General features: G+C 60.8%; 17 protein-coding genes and 3 tRNA genes. 15 read left to right on the forward strand and 5 right to left on the reverse strand.

Going from position 1 to position 14,785, the window contains the following annotated elements:
* From cbiK to cobT, 9 genes are read left to right on the forward strand one after another with little or no spacing between them, the layout of a single operon-like run.
* Complete coding sequence (cbiK, locus tag FHW76_RS16890) at nt 1-795, forward strand: sirohydrochlorin cobaltochelatase (RefSeq protein WP_008806288.1); 795 nt, start codon at nt 1-3, stop codon at nt 793-795.
* A complete protein-coding gene (locus FHW76_RS16895; RefSeq protein WP_008806287.1) occupies nt 792-1,502 on the forward strand; it encodes a cobalt-factor II C(20)-methyltransferase in 711 nt (236 codons plus the stop codon). Before cbiK ends, FHW76_RS16895 begins: the two co-directional genes overlap by 4 nt.
* On the forward strand, nt 1,502-2,239 hold the full coding sequence (gene cbiM / locus FHW76_RS16900) for a cobalt ECF transporter S component CbiM (RefSeq protein WP_008806286.1): 738 nt from the start codon (nt 1,502-1,504) through the stop codon (nt 2,237-2,239). Before FHW76_RS16895 ends, cbiM begins: the two co-directional genes overlap by 1 nt.
* A gap of 1 nt (nt 2,240) precedes the next feature.
* The gene (locus FHW76_RS16905) at nt 2,241-2,522 is read left to right on the forward strand and encodes an energy-coupling factor ABC transporter substrate-binding protein (protein ID WP_183476854.1); all 282 of its coding nucleotides are present in this window, start codon (nt 2,241-2,243) and stop codon (nt 2,520-2,522) included.
* Nucleotides 2,509-3,186 (forward strand): energy-coupling factor ABC transporter transmembrane protein, encoded by a 678-nt coding sequence (locus tag FHW76_RS16910; RefSeq protein ID WP_023287951.1) that lies wholly within the window; start codon nt 2,509-2,511, stop codon nt 3,184-3,186. The genes FHW76_RS16905 and FHW76_RS16910 overlap by 14 nt, the downstream gene beginning before the upstream one ends.
* Nucleotides 3,187-3,194: 8 nt before the next feature.
* The gene (locus FHW76_RS16915; RefSeq protein WP_012540691.1) at nt 3,195-4,019 is read left to right on the forward strand and encodes an energy-coupling factor ABC transporter ATP-binding protein; all 825 of its coding nucleotides are present in this window, start codon (nt 3,195-3,197) and stop codon (nt 4,017-4,019) included.
* Nucleotides 4,016-5,539, forward strand: a complete 1,524-nt coding sequence (locus FHW76_RS16920) for a cobyric acid synthase (RefSeq protein WP_038421736.1) — start codon at nt 4,016-4,018, stop codon at nt 5,537-5,539. Before FHW76_RS16915 ends, FHW76_RS16920 begins: the two co-directional genes overlap by 4 nt.
* Complete coding sequence (gene cobU, locus FHW76_RS16925) at nt 5,533-6,078, forward strand: bifunctional adenosylcobinamide kinase/adenosylcobinamide-phosphate guanylyltransferase (RefSeq protein WP_032733735.1); 546 nt, start codon at nt 5,533-5,535, stop codon at nt 6,076-6,078. The genes FHW76_RS16920 and cobU overlap by 7 nt, the downstream gene beginning before the upstream one ends.
* A gap of 43 nt (nt 6,079-6,121) precedes the next feature.
* A complete protein-coding gene (gene cobT / locus FHW76_RS16930; RefSeq protein ID WP_044613025.1) occupies nt 6,122-7,177 on the forward strand; it encodes a nicotinate-nucleotide--dimethylbenzimidazole phosphoribosyltransferase in 1,056 nt (351 codons plus the stop codon).
* Nucleotides 7,178-7,270: 93 nt separating this feature from the next.
* Here the strand turns inward: cobT and FHW76_RS16935 are convergent.
* From FHW76_RS16935 to FHW76_RS16945, 3 genes are all read right to left on the reverse strand, one after another.
* Nucleotides 7,271-7,347: transfer RNA gene (locus tag FHW76_RS16935), tRNA-Met, on the reverse strand.
* A gap of 32 nt (nt 7,348-7,379) precedes the next feature.
* Nucleotides 7,380-7,456 (reverse strand) — tRNA-Met (locus tag FHW76_RS16940).
* A 35-nt stretch (nt 7,457-7,491) separates the two neighbouring features.
* Nucleotides 7,492-7,568: transfer RNA gene (locus FHW76_RS16945), tRNA-Met, on the reverse strand.
* A 210-nt stretch (nt 7,569-7,778) separates the two neighbouring features.
* Here FHW76_RS16945 and mltA point away from each other — a divergent pair.
* Together mltA and tcdA are read left to right on the forward strand one after the other, a co-directional pair.
* Nucleotides 7,779-8,876 (forward strand): murein transglycosylase A, encoded by a 1,098-nt coding sequence (gene mltA, locus FHW76_RS16950; RefSeq protein ID WP_023287947.1) that lies wholly within the window; start codon nt 7,779-7,781, stop codon nt 8,874-8,876.
* Nucleotides 8,877-8,963: 87 nt separating this feature from the next.
* Nucleotides 8,964-9,773 carry a tRNA cyclic N6-threonylcarbamoyladenosine(37) synthase TcdA gene (tcdA, locus tag FHW76_RS16955; RefSeq protein ID WP_008806278.1) on the forward strand — a complete coding sequence of 270 codons (810 nt, stop codon included), beginning with the start codon at nt 8,964-8,966 and terminating at the stop codon, nt 9,771-9,773.
* 140 nt (nt 9,774-9,913) lie between these two features.
* On the opposite strand, the gene csdE is transcribed toward tcdA, so the two are convergent.
* Nucleotides 9,914-10,351 (reverse strand): cysteine desulfurase sulfur acceptor subunit CsdE, encoded by a 438-nt coding sequence (csdE, locus tag FHW76_RS16960; RefSeq protein WP_008806277.1) that lies wholly within the window; start codon nt 10,349-10,351, stop codon nt 9,914-9,916.
* Entirely contained in the window at nt 10,351-11,556 is a 1,206-nt protein-coding gene (gene csdA, locus FHW76_RS16965; protein WP_008806276.1) for a cysteine desulfurase CsdA, read from the reverse strand. The genes csdE and csdA overlap by 1 nt, the downstream gene beginning before the upstream one ends.
* A gap of 197 nt (nt 11,557-11,753) precedes the next feature.
* On the opposite strand from csdA, the gene FHW76_RS16970 reads away from it, so the two are divergent.
* The 4 genes from FHW76_RS16970 to rlmM all read left to right on the forward strand — a co-directional run bounded on the left by FHW76_RS16970 (nt 11,754) and on the right by rlmM (nt 14,755).
* The gene (locus FHW76_RS16970; protein ID WP_002915549.1) at nt 11,754-11,978 is read left to right on the forward strand and encodes a YgdI/YgdR family lipoprotein; all 225 of its coding nucleotides are present in this window, start codon (nt 11,754-11,756) and stop codon (nt 11,976-11,978) included.
* Nucleotides 11,979-12,329: 351 nt separating this feature from the next.
* Entirely contained in the window at nt 12,330-13,247 is a 918-nt protein-coding gene (gcvA, locus tag FHW76_RS16975) for a glycine cleavage system transcriptional regulator GcvA (protein WP_002915545.1), read from the forward strand.
* 19 nt (nt 13,248-13,266) lie between these two features.
* Entirely contained in the window at nt 13,267-13,662 is a 396-nt protein-coding gene (locus tag FHW76_RS16980; RefSeq protein WP_002915543.1) for a DUF423 domain-containing protein, read from the forward strand.
* Complete coding sequence (gene rlmM, locus FHW76_RS16985; RefSeq protein WP_008806275.1) at nt 13,655-14,755, forward strand: 23S rRNA (cytidine(2498)-2'-O)-methyltransferase RlmM; 1,101 nt, start codon at nt 13,655-13,657, stop codon at nt 14,753-14,755. Before FHW76_RS16980 ends, rlmM begins: the two co-directional genes overlap by 8 nt.
* The last annotated feature ends 30 nt before the right edge of the window (nt 14,756-14,785 follow it).

The following is a 14,785-nucleotide window of genomic DNA, read 5'->3' on the forward strand; positions in this document are numbered from 1 at the left end:
ATGAAAAAAGCACTTCTGGTGGTGAGCTTCGGCACCAGCTATCACGACACCCGCGAGAAGAACATTACCGCCTGCGAGCGCGATCTGGCCGCCAGCTGTCCGGATCGCACGCTGTTCCGCGCCTTCACCTCGGGGATGATTATTCGCAAACTGCGGCAGCGCGACGGTATCCATATCGATACCCCGCTGCAGGCCCTGCAAAAGCTGGCTGAGCAGGGGTACCAGGATGTGGCGATCCAGTCCCTGCACATTATCAACGGCGACGAGTACGAGAAGATCGTTCGCGAAGTGCAGAGCCTGCGCCCGCGCTTTCAGCGCCTGACGCTGGGCGTGCCGCTGCTGAGCGGTCATGGCGATTATGTTCAGCTGATGCAGGCCCTGCGCCAGCAGATGCCGCCGCTGGCGGCGACGGAGCGAGTGGTGTTTATGGGGCACGGCGCCAGCCACCACGCCTTCGCGGCCTACGCTTGTCTGGATCATATGATGGCGGTGCAGGGTTTTCCGGCGCGGGTGGGGGCGGTGGAAAGCTATCCCGAAGTGGACATCGTCATTAACGAACTCTCCCGCCAGGGCGTGACCGGCGTGCATCTGATGCCCCTGATGCTGGTGGCCGGCGATCATGCCATTAATGATATGGCCTCCGACGAAGACGATTCGTGGAAAACCCGCTTTAATGCCGCCGGTATTCCTGCCACGCCGTGGCTGAACGGGTTAGGGGAAAATCCGGCGGTGCGGGCAATGTTTGTCGCCCATCTGCAGCAGGCGCTGAATAACGCGATGGAGAAAGCAGCATGAGCGGCAAACTCTACGCCCTGAGCACCGGGCCGGGGGCGGCCGATCTGATCACCGTGCGTGCGGCGCGGATCCTCGGCCAGCTGGATGTGCTGTATGCGCCAGCCGGCCGCAAAGGCGGCGACAGCCTCGCGCTCTCCATCGTGCGCGAGTACCTTGGCGCACACACGGAGGTCCGCTGCTGCCATTTTCCGATGAGCGCCGACAGCGCGGAAAAAGAGGCGGTGTGGAACGACGTCGCCGCGGCGCTGGCCCAGGAGGTGGCGGCGGGCAGGCAGGTCGGATTTATCACCCTCGGAGACGCCATGTTGTTCAGCACCTGGGTCTTTCTGCTGCAGCGGATTGGCTGCCCGGACTGGCTGGAGATTGTCCCTGGCGTTACCTCCTTCGCCGCCATTGCCGCGCGGGCGAAAACCCCGCTGGCTATGGAGCAGCAGTCGCTGGCGGTGATCTCCTGTACCGCGCCGGAAACGGACATTGCCGCGGCGCTGCGCCAGCATGACAGTCTGGTGCTGATGAAAGTCTACGGCCGCTTCGCCCGCATTAAGGCGCTGCTGGCGCAGGCGGGGCTGCTGGATGCGGCGCTGATGATGTCAGAGGCCACCCTGCCGGGCGAGCAGTGCTGGCGCCGTCTGCGCGAGGTCAGCGATGACCAGCCGCTGCCCTATTTCTCGACCATCCTGGTTAACAAACAGTGGGAGGAGGCGTAATGAATCAGGTGAAATCGCTGAAGCAGCTTTCGTACGGGGGGCTGGCAGCGGCTGTTCTGCTGATCATCGTCCCGCAGGAGGCGTTCGCCATGCATATCATGGAGGGTTTTTTACCGCCGATGTGGGCGCTGGCGTGGTGGCTGCTGTTTTTACCCTGCCTGTGGTACGGCCTGGTGCGCCTGCGGCGTATCGTCCAGGAGGAGAGCAATCAGAAGGTGCTCCTGGCCCTCTGCGGGGCGTTTATTTTTGTTCTTTCGGCGCTGAAGATCCCGTCGGTGACCGGCAGTTGCTCGCACCCGACCGGCGTTGGTCTGGCGGTGATCCTCTTCGGGCCGGGCGTGGTGGCGGTGCTGGGGGCGATCGTTCTGCTGTTCCAGGCGCTGCTGCTGGCACATGGCGGCCTGACCACCCTTGGCGCTAACGGGATGTCGATGGCGGTGATCGGCCCGATGGTCGGCTATCTGGTGTGGAAGCTGGCCTGCCGGGCGGGGATCCGTCGCGATGTCGGGGTCTTTCTCTGCGCCATGCTGGCGGATCTGATGACCTATTTTGTCACCTCCGTCCAGCTCGGGGTGGCCTTTCCCGATCCGGCCACCGGGGCAGGTGGATCGATCCTGAAGTTTATGGGGATCTTCTGCCTGACGCAGATCCCGATCGCCATCGCGGAAGGATTGCTTACCGTGATGATCTACGATCAACTGACCAAACGGCGGCTGATCGCCGCGGAGGGACATTAATATGAAAAAGCCCCTGATCTTGTTGGTGATGGTGGTTGCCCTGATGATCCTGCCCTTTTTTATTAACCACGGCGGTGAGTTTGGCGGTTCGGACGGCGAAGCGGAGAGCCAGATCCAGGTGGTGGCGCCGGATTATCAACCCTGGTTCCAGCCGCTGTACGAACCGGCGAGCGGCGAGATTGAGAGCCTGCTGTTTACCCTGCAGGGCTCGCTGGGCGCGGCGGTGATTTTTTACATTCTCGGGTATGCGAGGGGCAGACAGCGCCGTGATGACCGGGTTTGACCGACTCAGCTACCAGAGCCGCTGGTTGCACGTGGCGCCAGAGCGTAAGTTTCTGCTCTGGCTGCTGCTGATGGTGCTGGCCTTTACGCTGCCGGCGTGGGGCCAGGCGCTGACGCTGGCGCTGACCGCCGCGCTGACCTGCTGGCTGCTGCGGGTCTCATTCTGGCGCTGGTGCCGCTGGATGGCGCTACCCTTTGGCTTTTTGCTGGTCGGCGTGCTGACCATTGTGTTCAGCGTCAGCCGCGACCCGCAGATGCTGTTAGCCAGCATCCGGCTGGGCGCTTTCTCTATAGGAGTGTCCACTCCGGGGCTGGTCGTGGCCGGGGAGACCTTCTGGCGCAGCCTGGCAGCGATGGCGGCCACGCTCTGGCTGGTGCTTAATCTGCCTTTCCCACAGCTGATTATCTTGCTCAAGCGCGGTCGCGTACCGCGACTGTTGACGGAGCAGATCCTGCTGACCTGGCGCTTCATTTTTATTCTGTTGGACGAGGCGATGGCGATTCACCGCGCGCAAACCCTACGTTTTGGCTATGGTAGCGTGCCGCAGGGCTATCGCTCGCTGGCGATGCTGGTGGGACTGCTGTTCACTCGCGTCCTCCTGCGCTATCAGCAGATGAGCACCGCGCTGGATATCAAATTGTACCAGGGTGATTTTCACCTCTAAGGATAAGTATGCTTGCCACAACCGATCTCTGGTTTCGCTATCAGGATGAGCCGGTACTTAAAGGGCTGACGCTGGATTTTTCCCGCCATGCGGTGACCGGCCTGGTGGGGGCCAACGGCTGCGGAAAGTCGACGCTGTTTATGAACCTGAGCGGCCTGCTGCGCCCGCAGCAGGGGGCGGTGCTGTGGCAGGGAGAGGCGCTGAATTACAGCAAGCGCGGTCTGCTGGCGCTGCGCCAGCAGGTGGCGACGGTGTTTCAGGATCCGGATCAGCAGATCTTCTATACCGATATCGACAGCGATATCGCTTTTAGCCTGCGTAATCTCGGGGTGGCGGAAGAGGAGATCGCCCGCCGGGTGGATGAAGCGTTGACCCTCGTTGATGCTCAGGGGTTTCGCCAGCAGCCGATCCAGTGTCTCAGCCATGGGCAGAAAAAACGGGTGGCGATCGCCGGGGCGCTGGTGCTGCAGGCGCGCTACCTGCTGCTTGACGAGCCCACCGCGGGCCTCGATCCCCGGGGGCGGGCGCAGATGATCGCCATCATCCGGCGCATTGTCGGGCAGGGGCGGCGCGTGGTGATCTCCAGCCACGATATCGATCTGATCTATGAGGTGAGCGACGCCGTTTACGTTCTGCGTCACGGCGAAGTGCTGGCCGCGGGGGATCCCGGCGAGGTATTTGCCTGCGCGGCGATCATGGCCCAGGCGGGATTGACGCAGCCGTGGCTGGTGAAACTTCATAGCGAACTGGGATTGCCGCTGTGTAAAACCGAAGCGGAGTTTTTTCAGCGGATGCACAACAACGCGATAGGCGCGATAAAGGAGGCGTCATGACGCTGGCAGTGATGTTACAGGGCACGGCTTCCGACGTGGGGAAAAGCGTACTGGTGGCGGGACTGTGCCGTATTTTTCATCAGGATGGGCTGCGTACCGCGCCGTTTAAATCACAGAATATGGCGCTGAACTCCGGCATTACGCCGGATGGCAAAGAGATGGGCCGGGCGCAGATTTTCCAGGCCGAAGCGGCAGGGATCGCGCCGGATGTCCGCATGAACCCGATTTTGCTCAAGCCCACCAGCGACCGTCAGGCGCAGGTGGTCCTGATGGGGCAGGTGGCGACCAGCATGGACGCGGTGAGCTATCACCAGTACAAGCCGCGCCTGCGCGAACAGATCCTCGCGGTCTACCAGAGCCTGGCCGGAGAGTATGAGGCGCTGGTGCTGGAAGGGGCCGGCAGTCCGGCGGAGATTAACCTGCGCGACCGCGATATCGTCAATATGGGCATGGCCGAGATGGCGCAATGCCCGGTGATCCTGGTGGCCGATATCGACCGCGGCGGGGTGTTTGCCGCGATTTACGGCACGCTGGCGCTGCTGCAGCCTCAGGAGCGGGCGCGGGTGAAAGGGGTGATCATCAATAAATTCCGCGGCGATGTGGCGCTCCTGCGCTCGGGGATAGAGCAAATCGAGGCGTTGACCGGGGTGCCGGTGCTGGGCGTTATGCCGTGGCTTGACGTGGATCTCGAGGATGAGGACGGCGTCGCGCTGCAGGCCGGGAAATACCATCGCACCGACCGGCGCGACATCGACATCGCCGTGGTTCACCTGCCGCATATCGCCAATTTTACCGACTTTAACGCCCTGGCGGCGCAGCCAGACGTCCGGGTGCGCTATGTCCGCGACCCGCAGGCGCTGGCCGACGCCGACCTGGTCATTCTCCCGGGCAGTAAAAATACCCTCGGCGATCTGTGCTGGCTGCGCGAGAGCGGCATGGCGCATGCAGTCGAGCAGGCCCGGCAGCGCAAGGTGCCGCTGCTGGGGATCTGCGGCGGCTATCAGATGCTCGGCGAAACCATTATCGATGAGGTGGAGTCTGGCCTTGGCACCCAGCCCGGACTGGGGGTGCTGAAGACCGTGACCCACTTCGCCCAGCATAAAACCACCACCCAGGTGCAGGCGACCCTGGGAACTAAACTCCCGGAATGGTTAGCCGACGCGGCAGGTCTGCCTGTCAGTGGCTACGAAATTCATATGGGCGAGACGCGCCGTGAGGCCGGCAGCCCGCCGCTGCTGCAGCTGCATAAAGCGGGACAGTCAGTAGAGGACGGGGCGATAAGCGACGACGGCCTGGCATTCGGCACCTATCTCCATGGCCTGTTCGACAGCGATGCCTTTACCCGGGCGCTGCTCAACGGCCTGCGCCAGCGCAAAGGGCTGGCGCCGCTGGATAGCGCCCTGGAGTATGCCCGCTATAAAACCCGGCAGTTTGATCGGCTGGCGGACGCCATGCGCGAACATATCGCCATCGATAAAATTTACGCCATCATGCGCCAACATCAGGAGCCCCTATGCTGACTCTGGTTACCGGCGGCGCGCGCAGCGGCAAAAGCCGCCATGCCGAGGCGCTGATTGCCGATGCGCCGCAGGTGTTATATATCGCCACCTCGCAAATCTTTGACGACGAGATGGCCGCAAGGATCCAGCACCATCGCGACGGCAGGCCCGCCCACTGGCGCACCGCCGAGCGCTGGCAGCAGCTTGATGAACTGATCACCCCGGATATCGCCCCAGCGGAGGCGATTCTGCTGGAGTGTATCACCACCATGGTCACCAACCTGCTGTTCGCGCTCGGCGGCGACAGCGACCCCGACGGCTGGGATTACGCCGCCATGGAGCGGGCTATTGATGACGAAATTGATGTGCTGATTGCCGCCTGTCAGCGCTGCCCGGCGCACGTCGTGCTGGTGACCAACGAGGTGGGGATGGGCATTGTGCCGGAGAACCGCCTGGCGCGGCATTTTCGCGATATCGCCGGGCGGGTCAATCAGCGCCTGGCGGCCGCGGCGGATGCGGTCTGGCTGGTGGTCTCCGGCATCGGCGTCAAAATCAAATAACTCAATCGCTGGCTGACCGGGCCAGCCCTGGCAGGGATTCTGTATGGAAAATTTAAACACGGTTCTGCGGGCGATCCCCGCGCCGGACGCTGACGCCATGGTGCGGGCACAACACCATATCGACGGCTTGCTTAAGCCCCCCGGCAGCCTCGGCCGTCTGGAGGCGCTGGCGGTTCAGCTGGCGGGAATGCCCGGCCTGGGCGGCCAGCCGCAGGTGGCGAAAAAGGCGCTGCTGGTGATGTGCGCCGACCATGGGGTGTGGGACGAAGGGGTGGCGATTTCGCCGAAGGCGGTCACCGCCATCCAGGCGGCAAATATGACCCGCGGCACCACCGGCGTCTGCGTGCTCGCCGCCCAGGCCGGGGCGAAAGTGCATGTAATTGATGTCGGTATCGATAGCGAACCGCTCCCCGGCGTGGTGAATATGCGGGTGGCGCGGGGCTGCGGCAATATTGCCCGCGGTCCGGCGATGAGCCGTGAGCAGGGGCAGGAGCTGTTGCTGGAGGTGATGCGCTACACCCGCGCGCTGGCCCAGGAGGGCGTTACTCTGTTTGGTGTCGGCGAGCTGGGGATGGCCAATACCACGCCGGCGGCGGCGATGGTCAGCGTTCTGACCGGCAGCGATGCGCAGGAGGTGGTCGGGATTGGCGCCAATCTGCCGTTGGCGAAGGTTGGCAACAAGGTGGAGGTGGTGCGGCGGGCTATCGCCGTCAATCAGCCCGACCCGAATGATGGTCTCGATGTGCTGAGCAAAGTCGGTGGTTTCGATCTGCTGGGGATGGCGGGGGTGATGCTGGGGGCGGCGGCCTGTGGGCTGCCGGTGGTGCTGGATGGCTTTCTCTCCTACGCCGCAGCGCTGGCGGCGTGCCAGATAGCGCCGGAGGTAAAACCGTATCTGATCCCGTCCCACTATTCGGCGGAGAAGGGGGCGCGTATCGCGCTGGCGCACCTGGGCCTCGAACCGTATCTCAATATGGGCATGCGTCTGGGAGAAGGCAGCGGCGCGGCGCTGGCGATGCCGATCGTCGAGGCAGCCTGCGCGATGTACCATCGCATGGGCATGCTGGCGGCAAGCAATATTGTGTTACCTAAGGGGTAAGCCGGCGAGGGGGCGGCAACGGCTGTTCCCGTTTTCGGCAGAGGTTTGCCGGCGGCAGAAACAAAAAAACACCCTTGAGGGTGTTTATGATGTTGGTTGCGGGGGCCGGATTTGAACCGACGACCTTCGGGTTATGAGCCCGACGAGCTACCAGGCTGCTCCACCCCGCGTCACCGTACTGCTTTACTTTGTCAAATTTGATTGGTTGCGGGGGCCGGATTTGAACCGACGACCTTCGGGTTATGAGCCCGACGAGCTACCAGGCTGCTCCACCCCGCGTCACCGTACTGCTTTGTACTTCATCAAATTTTAATTGGTTGCGGGGGCCGGATTTGAACCGACGACCTTCGGGTTATGAGCCCGACGAGCTACCAGGCTGCTCCACCCCGCGTCCGTGGAAGCGCACTATACTCCGCTAGCGAGATGATGCAACCTTTTTTCGACCAAATCGACATTTTTGTAAGAATTGGCTTATAAAACGCCACGTTGTGGTGTTTTTTTACACAAATCTGTGCCATCGATGAGATCGCGCATTTCAATAGCCCCGGCGCTTTGTTATCTTCAACACGCACTAAGGCTTCGCAGCAAAAGATGAGACACCATGAAAGGACGTTGGGTAAAATATGTAGCGACGGGGGCAATGCTGGCCATGCTCGCCGCCTGTTCCTCAAAACCGACCGACCGCGGTCAGCAATATAGCGATGGCAAGTTCACCCAGCCGTTTTCACTGGTAAACCAGCCGGATGCCGTCGGGGCGCCGATCAACGCTGGCGACTTCTCCGAGCAGGTTAATCAAATTCGTAACGCCTCGCCACGCCTCTATAATAGCCAGAGCAACGTCTATAACGCCCTGCAGGAGTGGCTGCGCGCCGGCGGCGACACCCGTACGCTGCGCCAGTTTGGCATCGACGCCTGGCAGATGCAGGGCGTCGACAACTATGGCAACGTTCAGTTTACCGGCTACTACACGCCGGTGGTGCAGGCGCGCCACACCCGTCAGGGCGAATTCCAGTACCCCATTTACCGGATGCCGCCGAAACGCGGTAAGCTGCCGTCCCGCGCCAGCATCTATGCCGGCGCGCTGAGCGATAACTATGTGCTGGCGTACAGCAATTCGCTGATGGATAACTTCATCATGGACGTGCAGGGCAGCGGCTATATCGACTTTGGCGATGGTTCGCCGCTCAACTTCTTTAGCTATGCCGGGAAAAACGGCTGGCCCTATCGCAGCATCGGCAAAGTGCTGATCGACCGCGGGGAAGTGAAGAAAGAAGATATGTCGATGCAGGCGATCCGCGAGTGGGGTGAAAAGCACAGCGAAGCGGAAGTGCGCGAGCTGCTGGAGCAGAACCCGTCGTTCGTGTTCTTTAAACCGCAGTCTTTCGCGCCGGTGAAAGGGGCCAGCGCTGTGCCGCTGATCGGCCGCGCCTCGGTGGCCTCTGACCGGTCGATTATTCCGCCGGGAACCACCTTGCTGGCCGAGGTGCCTCTGCTGGATAATAACGGCAAGTTTAACGGCCAGTACGAACTGCGCCTGATGGTCGCTCTCGACGTCGGCGGGGCCATCAAAGGCCAGCATTTCGACATCTATCAGGGCATTGGGCCTGACGCAGGCCACCGTGCCGGCTGGTATAACCACTATGGCCGCGTATGGGTGCTGAAAAACGCCCCGGGCGCGGGGAATGTTTTTAGCGGCTAACTCCCCTGGCCATGCCTGTTGACCAGGGCGCCCGGATGACGCCGTTTACGGCGGCCTCCGGGCGCTGTCATTTTGTTCTGAGGTTCTATGTCTGTTGTTATCAGCGATGCGTGGCGCCAGCGTTTTGGCGGTACGGCACGTTTATATGGTGAAAAAGCGCTGCAATGTTTTGCCGATGCCCACGTCTGCGTGGTCGGGATCGGCGGGGTCGGCTCCTGGGCGGCGGAAGCGCTGGCGCGAACCGGCATCGGGGCGATCACCCTTATCGATATGGACGATGTCTGCGTCACCAACACCAATCGTCAGATCCATGCCCTGAGCGGCAACGTCGGGCTGGCGAAAGCGGAAGTGATGGCAGAGCGTATTCGTCTTATCAACCCGGAGTGTCGGGTGACGGTGGTGGATGATTTCGTGACCCCGGAAAACGTGGCGGAATATCTTGGCGTCGGCTTTAGCTATGTTATCGACGCGATCGATAGCGTCCGGCCGAAAGCGGCGCTTATCGCCTGGTGTCGCCGCTACAAAGTGCCGCTGGTCACCACCGGCGGGGCGGGCGGTCAGATTGACCCAACGCAGATCCAGGTCGCTGACCTGGCGAAGACCATCCAGGATCCGCTGGCGGCTAAACTGCGCGAGCGGCTGAAAAGCCAGTTTGGGGTGGTGAAAAACAGCAAAGGCAAGCTCGGCGTGGACTGCGTCTTCTCTACGGAAGCGCTGGTCTACCCGCAAGCGGACGGCAGCGTCTGCGCGATGAAGAGCACGGCGGAAGGGCCGAAACGGATGGACTGCGCTTCCGGCTTTGGCGCGGCCACCATGGTGACCGCGACCTTTGGCTTCGTCGCGGTATCGCATGCTCTGAAGAAGATGCTGGCGAAGGCGGAGCGGCAGACGACGTAAATCCCGGGCCGCGGCGCAGGCGCCTTACCCGGTCTACAGGACAATTCCCCGGAGGCGGCGCTGCGCACCTGTCCGGGCGACAAAACTGCATGAGCCCGTAGCCCGGGCAAGGCGCGTCAAGCGCCGCCCCCGGGATGAGCTTAAACCTCAACCTCGCGGGCGGCGGCGAGCACTGCCTCGCTGAGGGCGCTGAGGCCCTGGCTGCGCGAGGCGCTGAGCTGGCCGCGTAGCCCCAACTCGTCGAACAGCGCCAGCGGATCCTGCGCCAGCAGCTCAGCGGCGCTTTTGCCTTCCACGGCGGTCAACAGCACCGCCAGCAGACCGCGCACAATCCGTCCTTCGCTGTCGCCAAAGAAGTGCAGCCTGCCCTCGGCATCCTCCTCATAGCCCAGCCAGACGCGGTTTTCACACCCGGCAATCTCCCGGGCCTGCGCTTTGCGCTCATCGGTCAGCGTCGGCAGCTTTTTGCCCAATAAAATCAGTTGACGATATTTATCCTCCCACTGGTTCAGCGGGGCGAAGGTCTGGCGCAGCGTGGCGTCGGTAATGGTTGTGCCGAAGGGGTGCAGAGTTGTCATTAATCCACCAGAATTTCCAGGGCGCGATCCACCGCGTGGACCAGCGCCGCAACATCGTCTTGGGTATTGTAGGGGGCGAAAGAGGCCCGCAGCGTGCCGCTGACCCCTAAGGCCGCCAGCAGCGGTTGGGCGCAGTGTTGCCCGGCGCGCAGAGCAATGCCGGACTCCGCCAGCAGCGTCACCAGATCGCTGTGATGAACACCGTCGAACTCAAAGGCCAGCAGGCTTGACTGCTGGCAGCGGAAAGAGCGGAAGCCCGGCCGTTTCGCCAGCGCCTCTTCCGCCAGACTCGCCAGACTGCGGCTCCAGTTTTCCGCCTGGCCGATATCGCTCTGCGCCAGCCACTCCAGGGCGGCGCTAAGGCCGATTACCCCGGCGACATTCGGCGTGCCGGCCTCGAGACCATAAGGGGCCGGCTGCGGCGTAAAGCCGTCAAAGCTGACCTCGGCGATCATTTTCCCGCCGCCGAGCCAGGGCGACATCGCCGCCAGCAGCTCGCTTTTGCCGTACAGGGCGCCGATCCCGGTCGGGCCATATAGCTTATGGCCGGAAAAGGCGTAAAAATCGATATCCAGCGCCTGCACGTCAGCGGGGAAATGCACCGCTCCCTGGGCGCCATCGACCATCACTACCATCCCGGCGGCGTGAGCAAGGCGGATAGCCTGCGCCAGGTCCGGGCAGCCGCCGGTGACGTTGGACATCTGGCCGATGGCCAGCACCCGGCTGCGCGGGGTGATGAGCGCGCTGAGGCTGGCGATATCCGGCAGGCGGTCGGCGCCAAGCGGCAGTTTGACGACTCGGGCGCCGGTCTGCCCGGCTACCATCAGCCAGGGCACGAGGTTGGCATGATGCTCGGCTTCGCTAACGATAATTTCATCGCCAGGCTGCAGGCGCGGCCGGACGTAGCTCTGCGCCACCATATTGATGGCCTCGGTGGTTCCCCGCGTCCAGACGATATCTTTGCCGGACGGGGCGTTAAGCCACGCCGCGACGCGCTCGCGGGCCGCCTCGTAGCGCTCGGTCAGCCGCTGGGCGGCGGCGAACTGGCTGCGATGGACGTTGCCGGCGCTCAGGCGATAAAACTGGTCGCTGGCGTCGATCACCGCCTGCGGTTTGAGCGCGGTCGCCGCGCTGTCGAGATAGACGCCGGCATCGGCCAGAGCCGGAAACTGCGCGCGAAAGTGCGCCGGGTTGAATGCGTTCATGGAATTCCTCGTATCAATCCCGCGATCGTCGCGCAATTTGCCGGGCGTGACAAGGCCTCTGCGCCCTGTGGAATTGTCCGAATGTGACTTCAGGTGGGTCAAAGAGGGTTATGCTGAAAAGTGTTGGGTTTGTGTTTTAACCTATTACTTAACGAGTCACGAATAGTATAAATAGCCGTAAGGAGAGAAAAATGAAAATGACTAAGGCCGCTGCGATTATCTCTGCCTGTATGCTGACTTTAGGCCTGAGCGCCTGTTCCTCTAACTATGTGATGCATACCAATGATGGGCGAACCATCGTTACCGACGGGAAACCGCAAACCGATAATGATACTGGCATGATCTCGTATAAGGACGCGTGGGGCAACAAACAGCAGATCAATCGCTCTGACGTGAAACAGCTGGGTGAGCTGGACGAGTAAGGCAGTAAAAAGGCAAAAAAAAGCACCGCGCGTTGCGGTGCTACATTAAATCACTATGGACAGACAGGGTAAATGTACAGGAAGTGAAAAGGGGTAGCTTTGCTACCAGGGTCTGCAAAGACAGACCAATTGCAAACACAACAACACAACATCACAACCGTAAGCCAAAAGCTTGATGGAACACGCATTCCAAAAAAAGCTTCTCGTTCCGGCTCAGGAAGTGCCGCCACTATAGGTATTTGCTGGTAGAACCTCAACGGACAATTTATAATGGCTCAGATAAAAAAAACTAATAGGTTAATCATTGTTTCCTATTTGTTAAATTGAGTTAACATCTAAGCCAGAATAACCATGTCGAAGCGATTACCACCTCTGAATGCATTACGTGTTTTTGATGCAGCCGCACGTCATCTCAGCTTCACTCGGGCAGCCGATGAGCTTTTTGTGACGCAGGCCGCAGTCAGCCATCAAATCAAGTCTCTCGAGGATTTTCTGGGCCTTAAGCTGTTCCGGCGGCGCAATCGTTCGCTGCTGTTAACGGAAGAAGGGCAGAGCTATTTTCAGGATATTAAAGAGATTTTTTCGCAACTGACGGAAGCGACGCGTAAACTGCAGGCGCGCAGTGCCAAAGGGGCATTAACGGTCAGTTTATTGCCAAGTTTTGCCATCCAGTGGCTGGTGCCGAGACTGACAAGCTTTAACTCAGCTTATCCGGGAATCGACGTCAGGATCCAGGCGGTGGACCGCCAGGAGGATAAGCTGGCGGACGATGTCGATGTGGCAATTTTTTACGGCCGCGGCAACTGGCCGGGCCTGCGTGTGGAAAAATTGTACGCCGAGTATCTGCTGCCGGTCTGTTCCCCGCTCTTGCTCACCGGCGACAAGGCATTGAAAACGCCTGCCGATCTGGCGCAACATACGCTGCTTCACGATGCGTCCCGCCGCGACTGGCAAACTTATACCCGCCAGCTTGGTCTAAGCCATATTAATGTGCAACAGGGGCCGATTTTCAGCCATAGCGCGATGGTGCTGCAGGCGGCCATTCACGGGCAGGGTGTGGCGCTGGCCAACAACGTGATGGCGCAGTCCGAAATTGAAGCCGGTCGCCTGGTGTGTCCGTTTAATGATGTTCTGGTCAGTAAGAATGCGTTTTACCTTGTTTGCCATGACAGTCAGGCAGAACTGGGTAAAATAGCCGCTTTTCGGCAATGGATCCTGGCGAAAGCGGCAAGTGAGCAAGAAAAATTCCGCTTTCGTTATGAACAATAAATACTTGTAGGGTAAAAACATGACCAGCCGTTTTATGCTGATATTCGCCGCGATTAGCGGCTTTATCTTTGTGGCTCTGGGTGCCTTTGGCGCGCATGTATTAAGTCAATCGCTCGGCGCGGCGGAGATGGCCTGGATCCATACCGGCCTGGAGTATCAGGCCTTCCATACCCTGGCGATTTTTGGTCTGGCGGTGGCGATGCAGCGTCGGATCAGTATCTGGTTCTACTGGAGCAGCGTGTTTCTGGCGTTAGGGACCGTGCTGTTCAGCGGCAGCCTCTACTGTCTGGCGCTGTCTCATTTACGTCTGTGGGCGTTCGTGACCCCGGTGGGCGGCGTAAGCTTCCTCGCCGGTTGGGTTTTAATGTTAATTGGTGCAATTCGTCTGAAACGTAAGGGCGTTGTTCATGAATAAGGTTGTCCTCTATTGTCGCCCTGGGTTTGAGAAAGAGTGCGCAGCAGAAATTACCGATAAGGCCGCCCGCCTTGAGGTGTTTGGTTTTGCCCGGGTCAAAGAAGACTCTGGTTATGTGATTTTTGAAGGTTATCAGCAAGACGACGGTGAGAAGCTGGTACGCGATCTGCCGTTCAGCTCGCTGATCTTCGCCCGCCAGATGTTCGTGGTCGGCGAACTGCTGCGCGACCTGCCGCCGGAGGATCGCATTACCCCGATCGTCGGCATGCTGCAGGGCGTGGTGGAGAAGGGTGGCGAGCTGCGTGTGGAAGTGGCGGATACCAACGAAAGCAAAGAGCTGATGAAGTTCTGCCGCAAGTTCACGGTGCCGTTACGCGCGGCGCTGCGCGAGGCGGGCGTGCTGACCAACTATGAAACGCCAAAGCGACCGGTGGTGCATGTGTTCTTTATCGCCCCCGGCTGCTGCTATACCGGCTACTCGTACAGCAACAACAACTCACCGTTCTATATGGGCATTCCGCGGCTGAAGTTTCCGTCCGATGCCCCGAGCCGTTCCACCCTCAAGCTGGAAGAGGCGTTCCACGTCTTTATTCCGGCAGACGAGTGGGACGAGCGCCTGGCGAACGGCATGTATGCCGTCGATCTCGGCGCCTGCCCGGGCGGCTGGACCTATCAGCTGGTGAAGCGCAACATGTGGGTCTCTTCGGTCGATAACGGTCCGATGGCCCAGAGCCTGATGGATACCGGCCAGGTGACCTGGCTGCGCGAAGATGGCTTCCGCTATCGTCCGAACCGCAACAACATCTCGTGGATGGTCTGCGATATGGTGGAGAAACCGGCGAAGGTGGCGGCGCTGATGGCGCAGTGGCTGGTCAACGGCTGGTGCCGGGAGACCATCTTCAACCTCAAGCTGCCGATGAAAAAGCGCTATGAAGAGGTGTCGCAGAATCTGGCCTATATTCAGGCCCAGCTGGACGAGCACGGCATCAACGCCCAGATCCAGGCGCGTCAGCTGTATCACGATCGTGAAGAGGTGACCGTTCACGTGCGTCGCCTGTGGGCCGCCGTCGGCGGACGTCGCGACGAGCGTTAATCCTTCCCCCTCAGGCCGGAGACGCGTGCG

It is taken from the genome of Klebsiella sp. RC2, from assembly GCF_014192815.1.
Lineage (GTDB): Bacteria > Pseudomonadota > Gammaproteobacteria > Enterobacterales > Enterobacteriaceae > Klebsiella > Klebsiella variicola.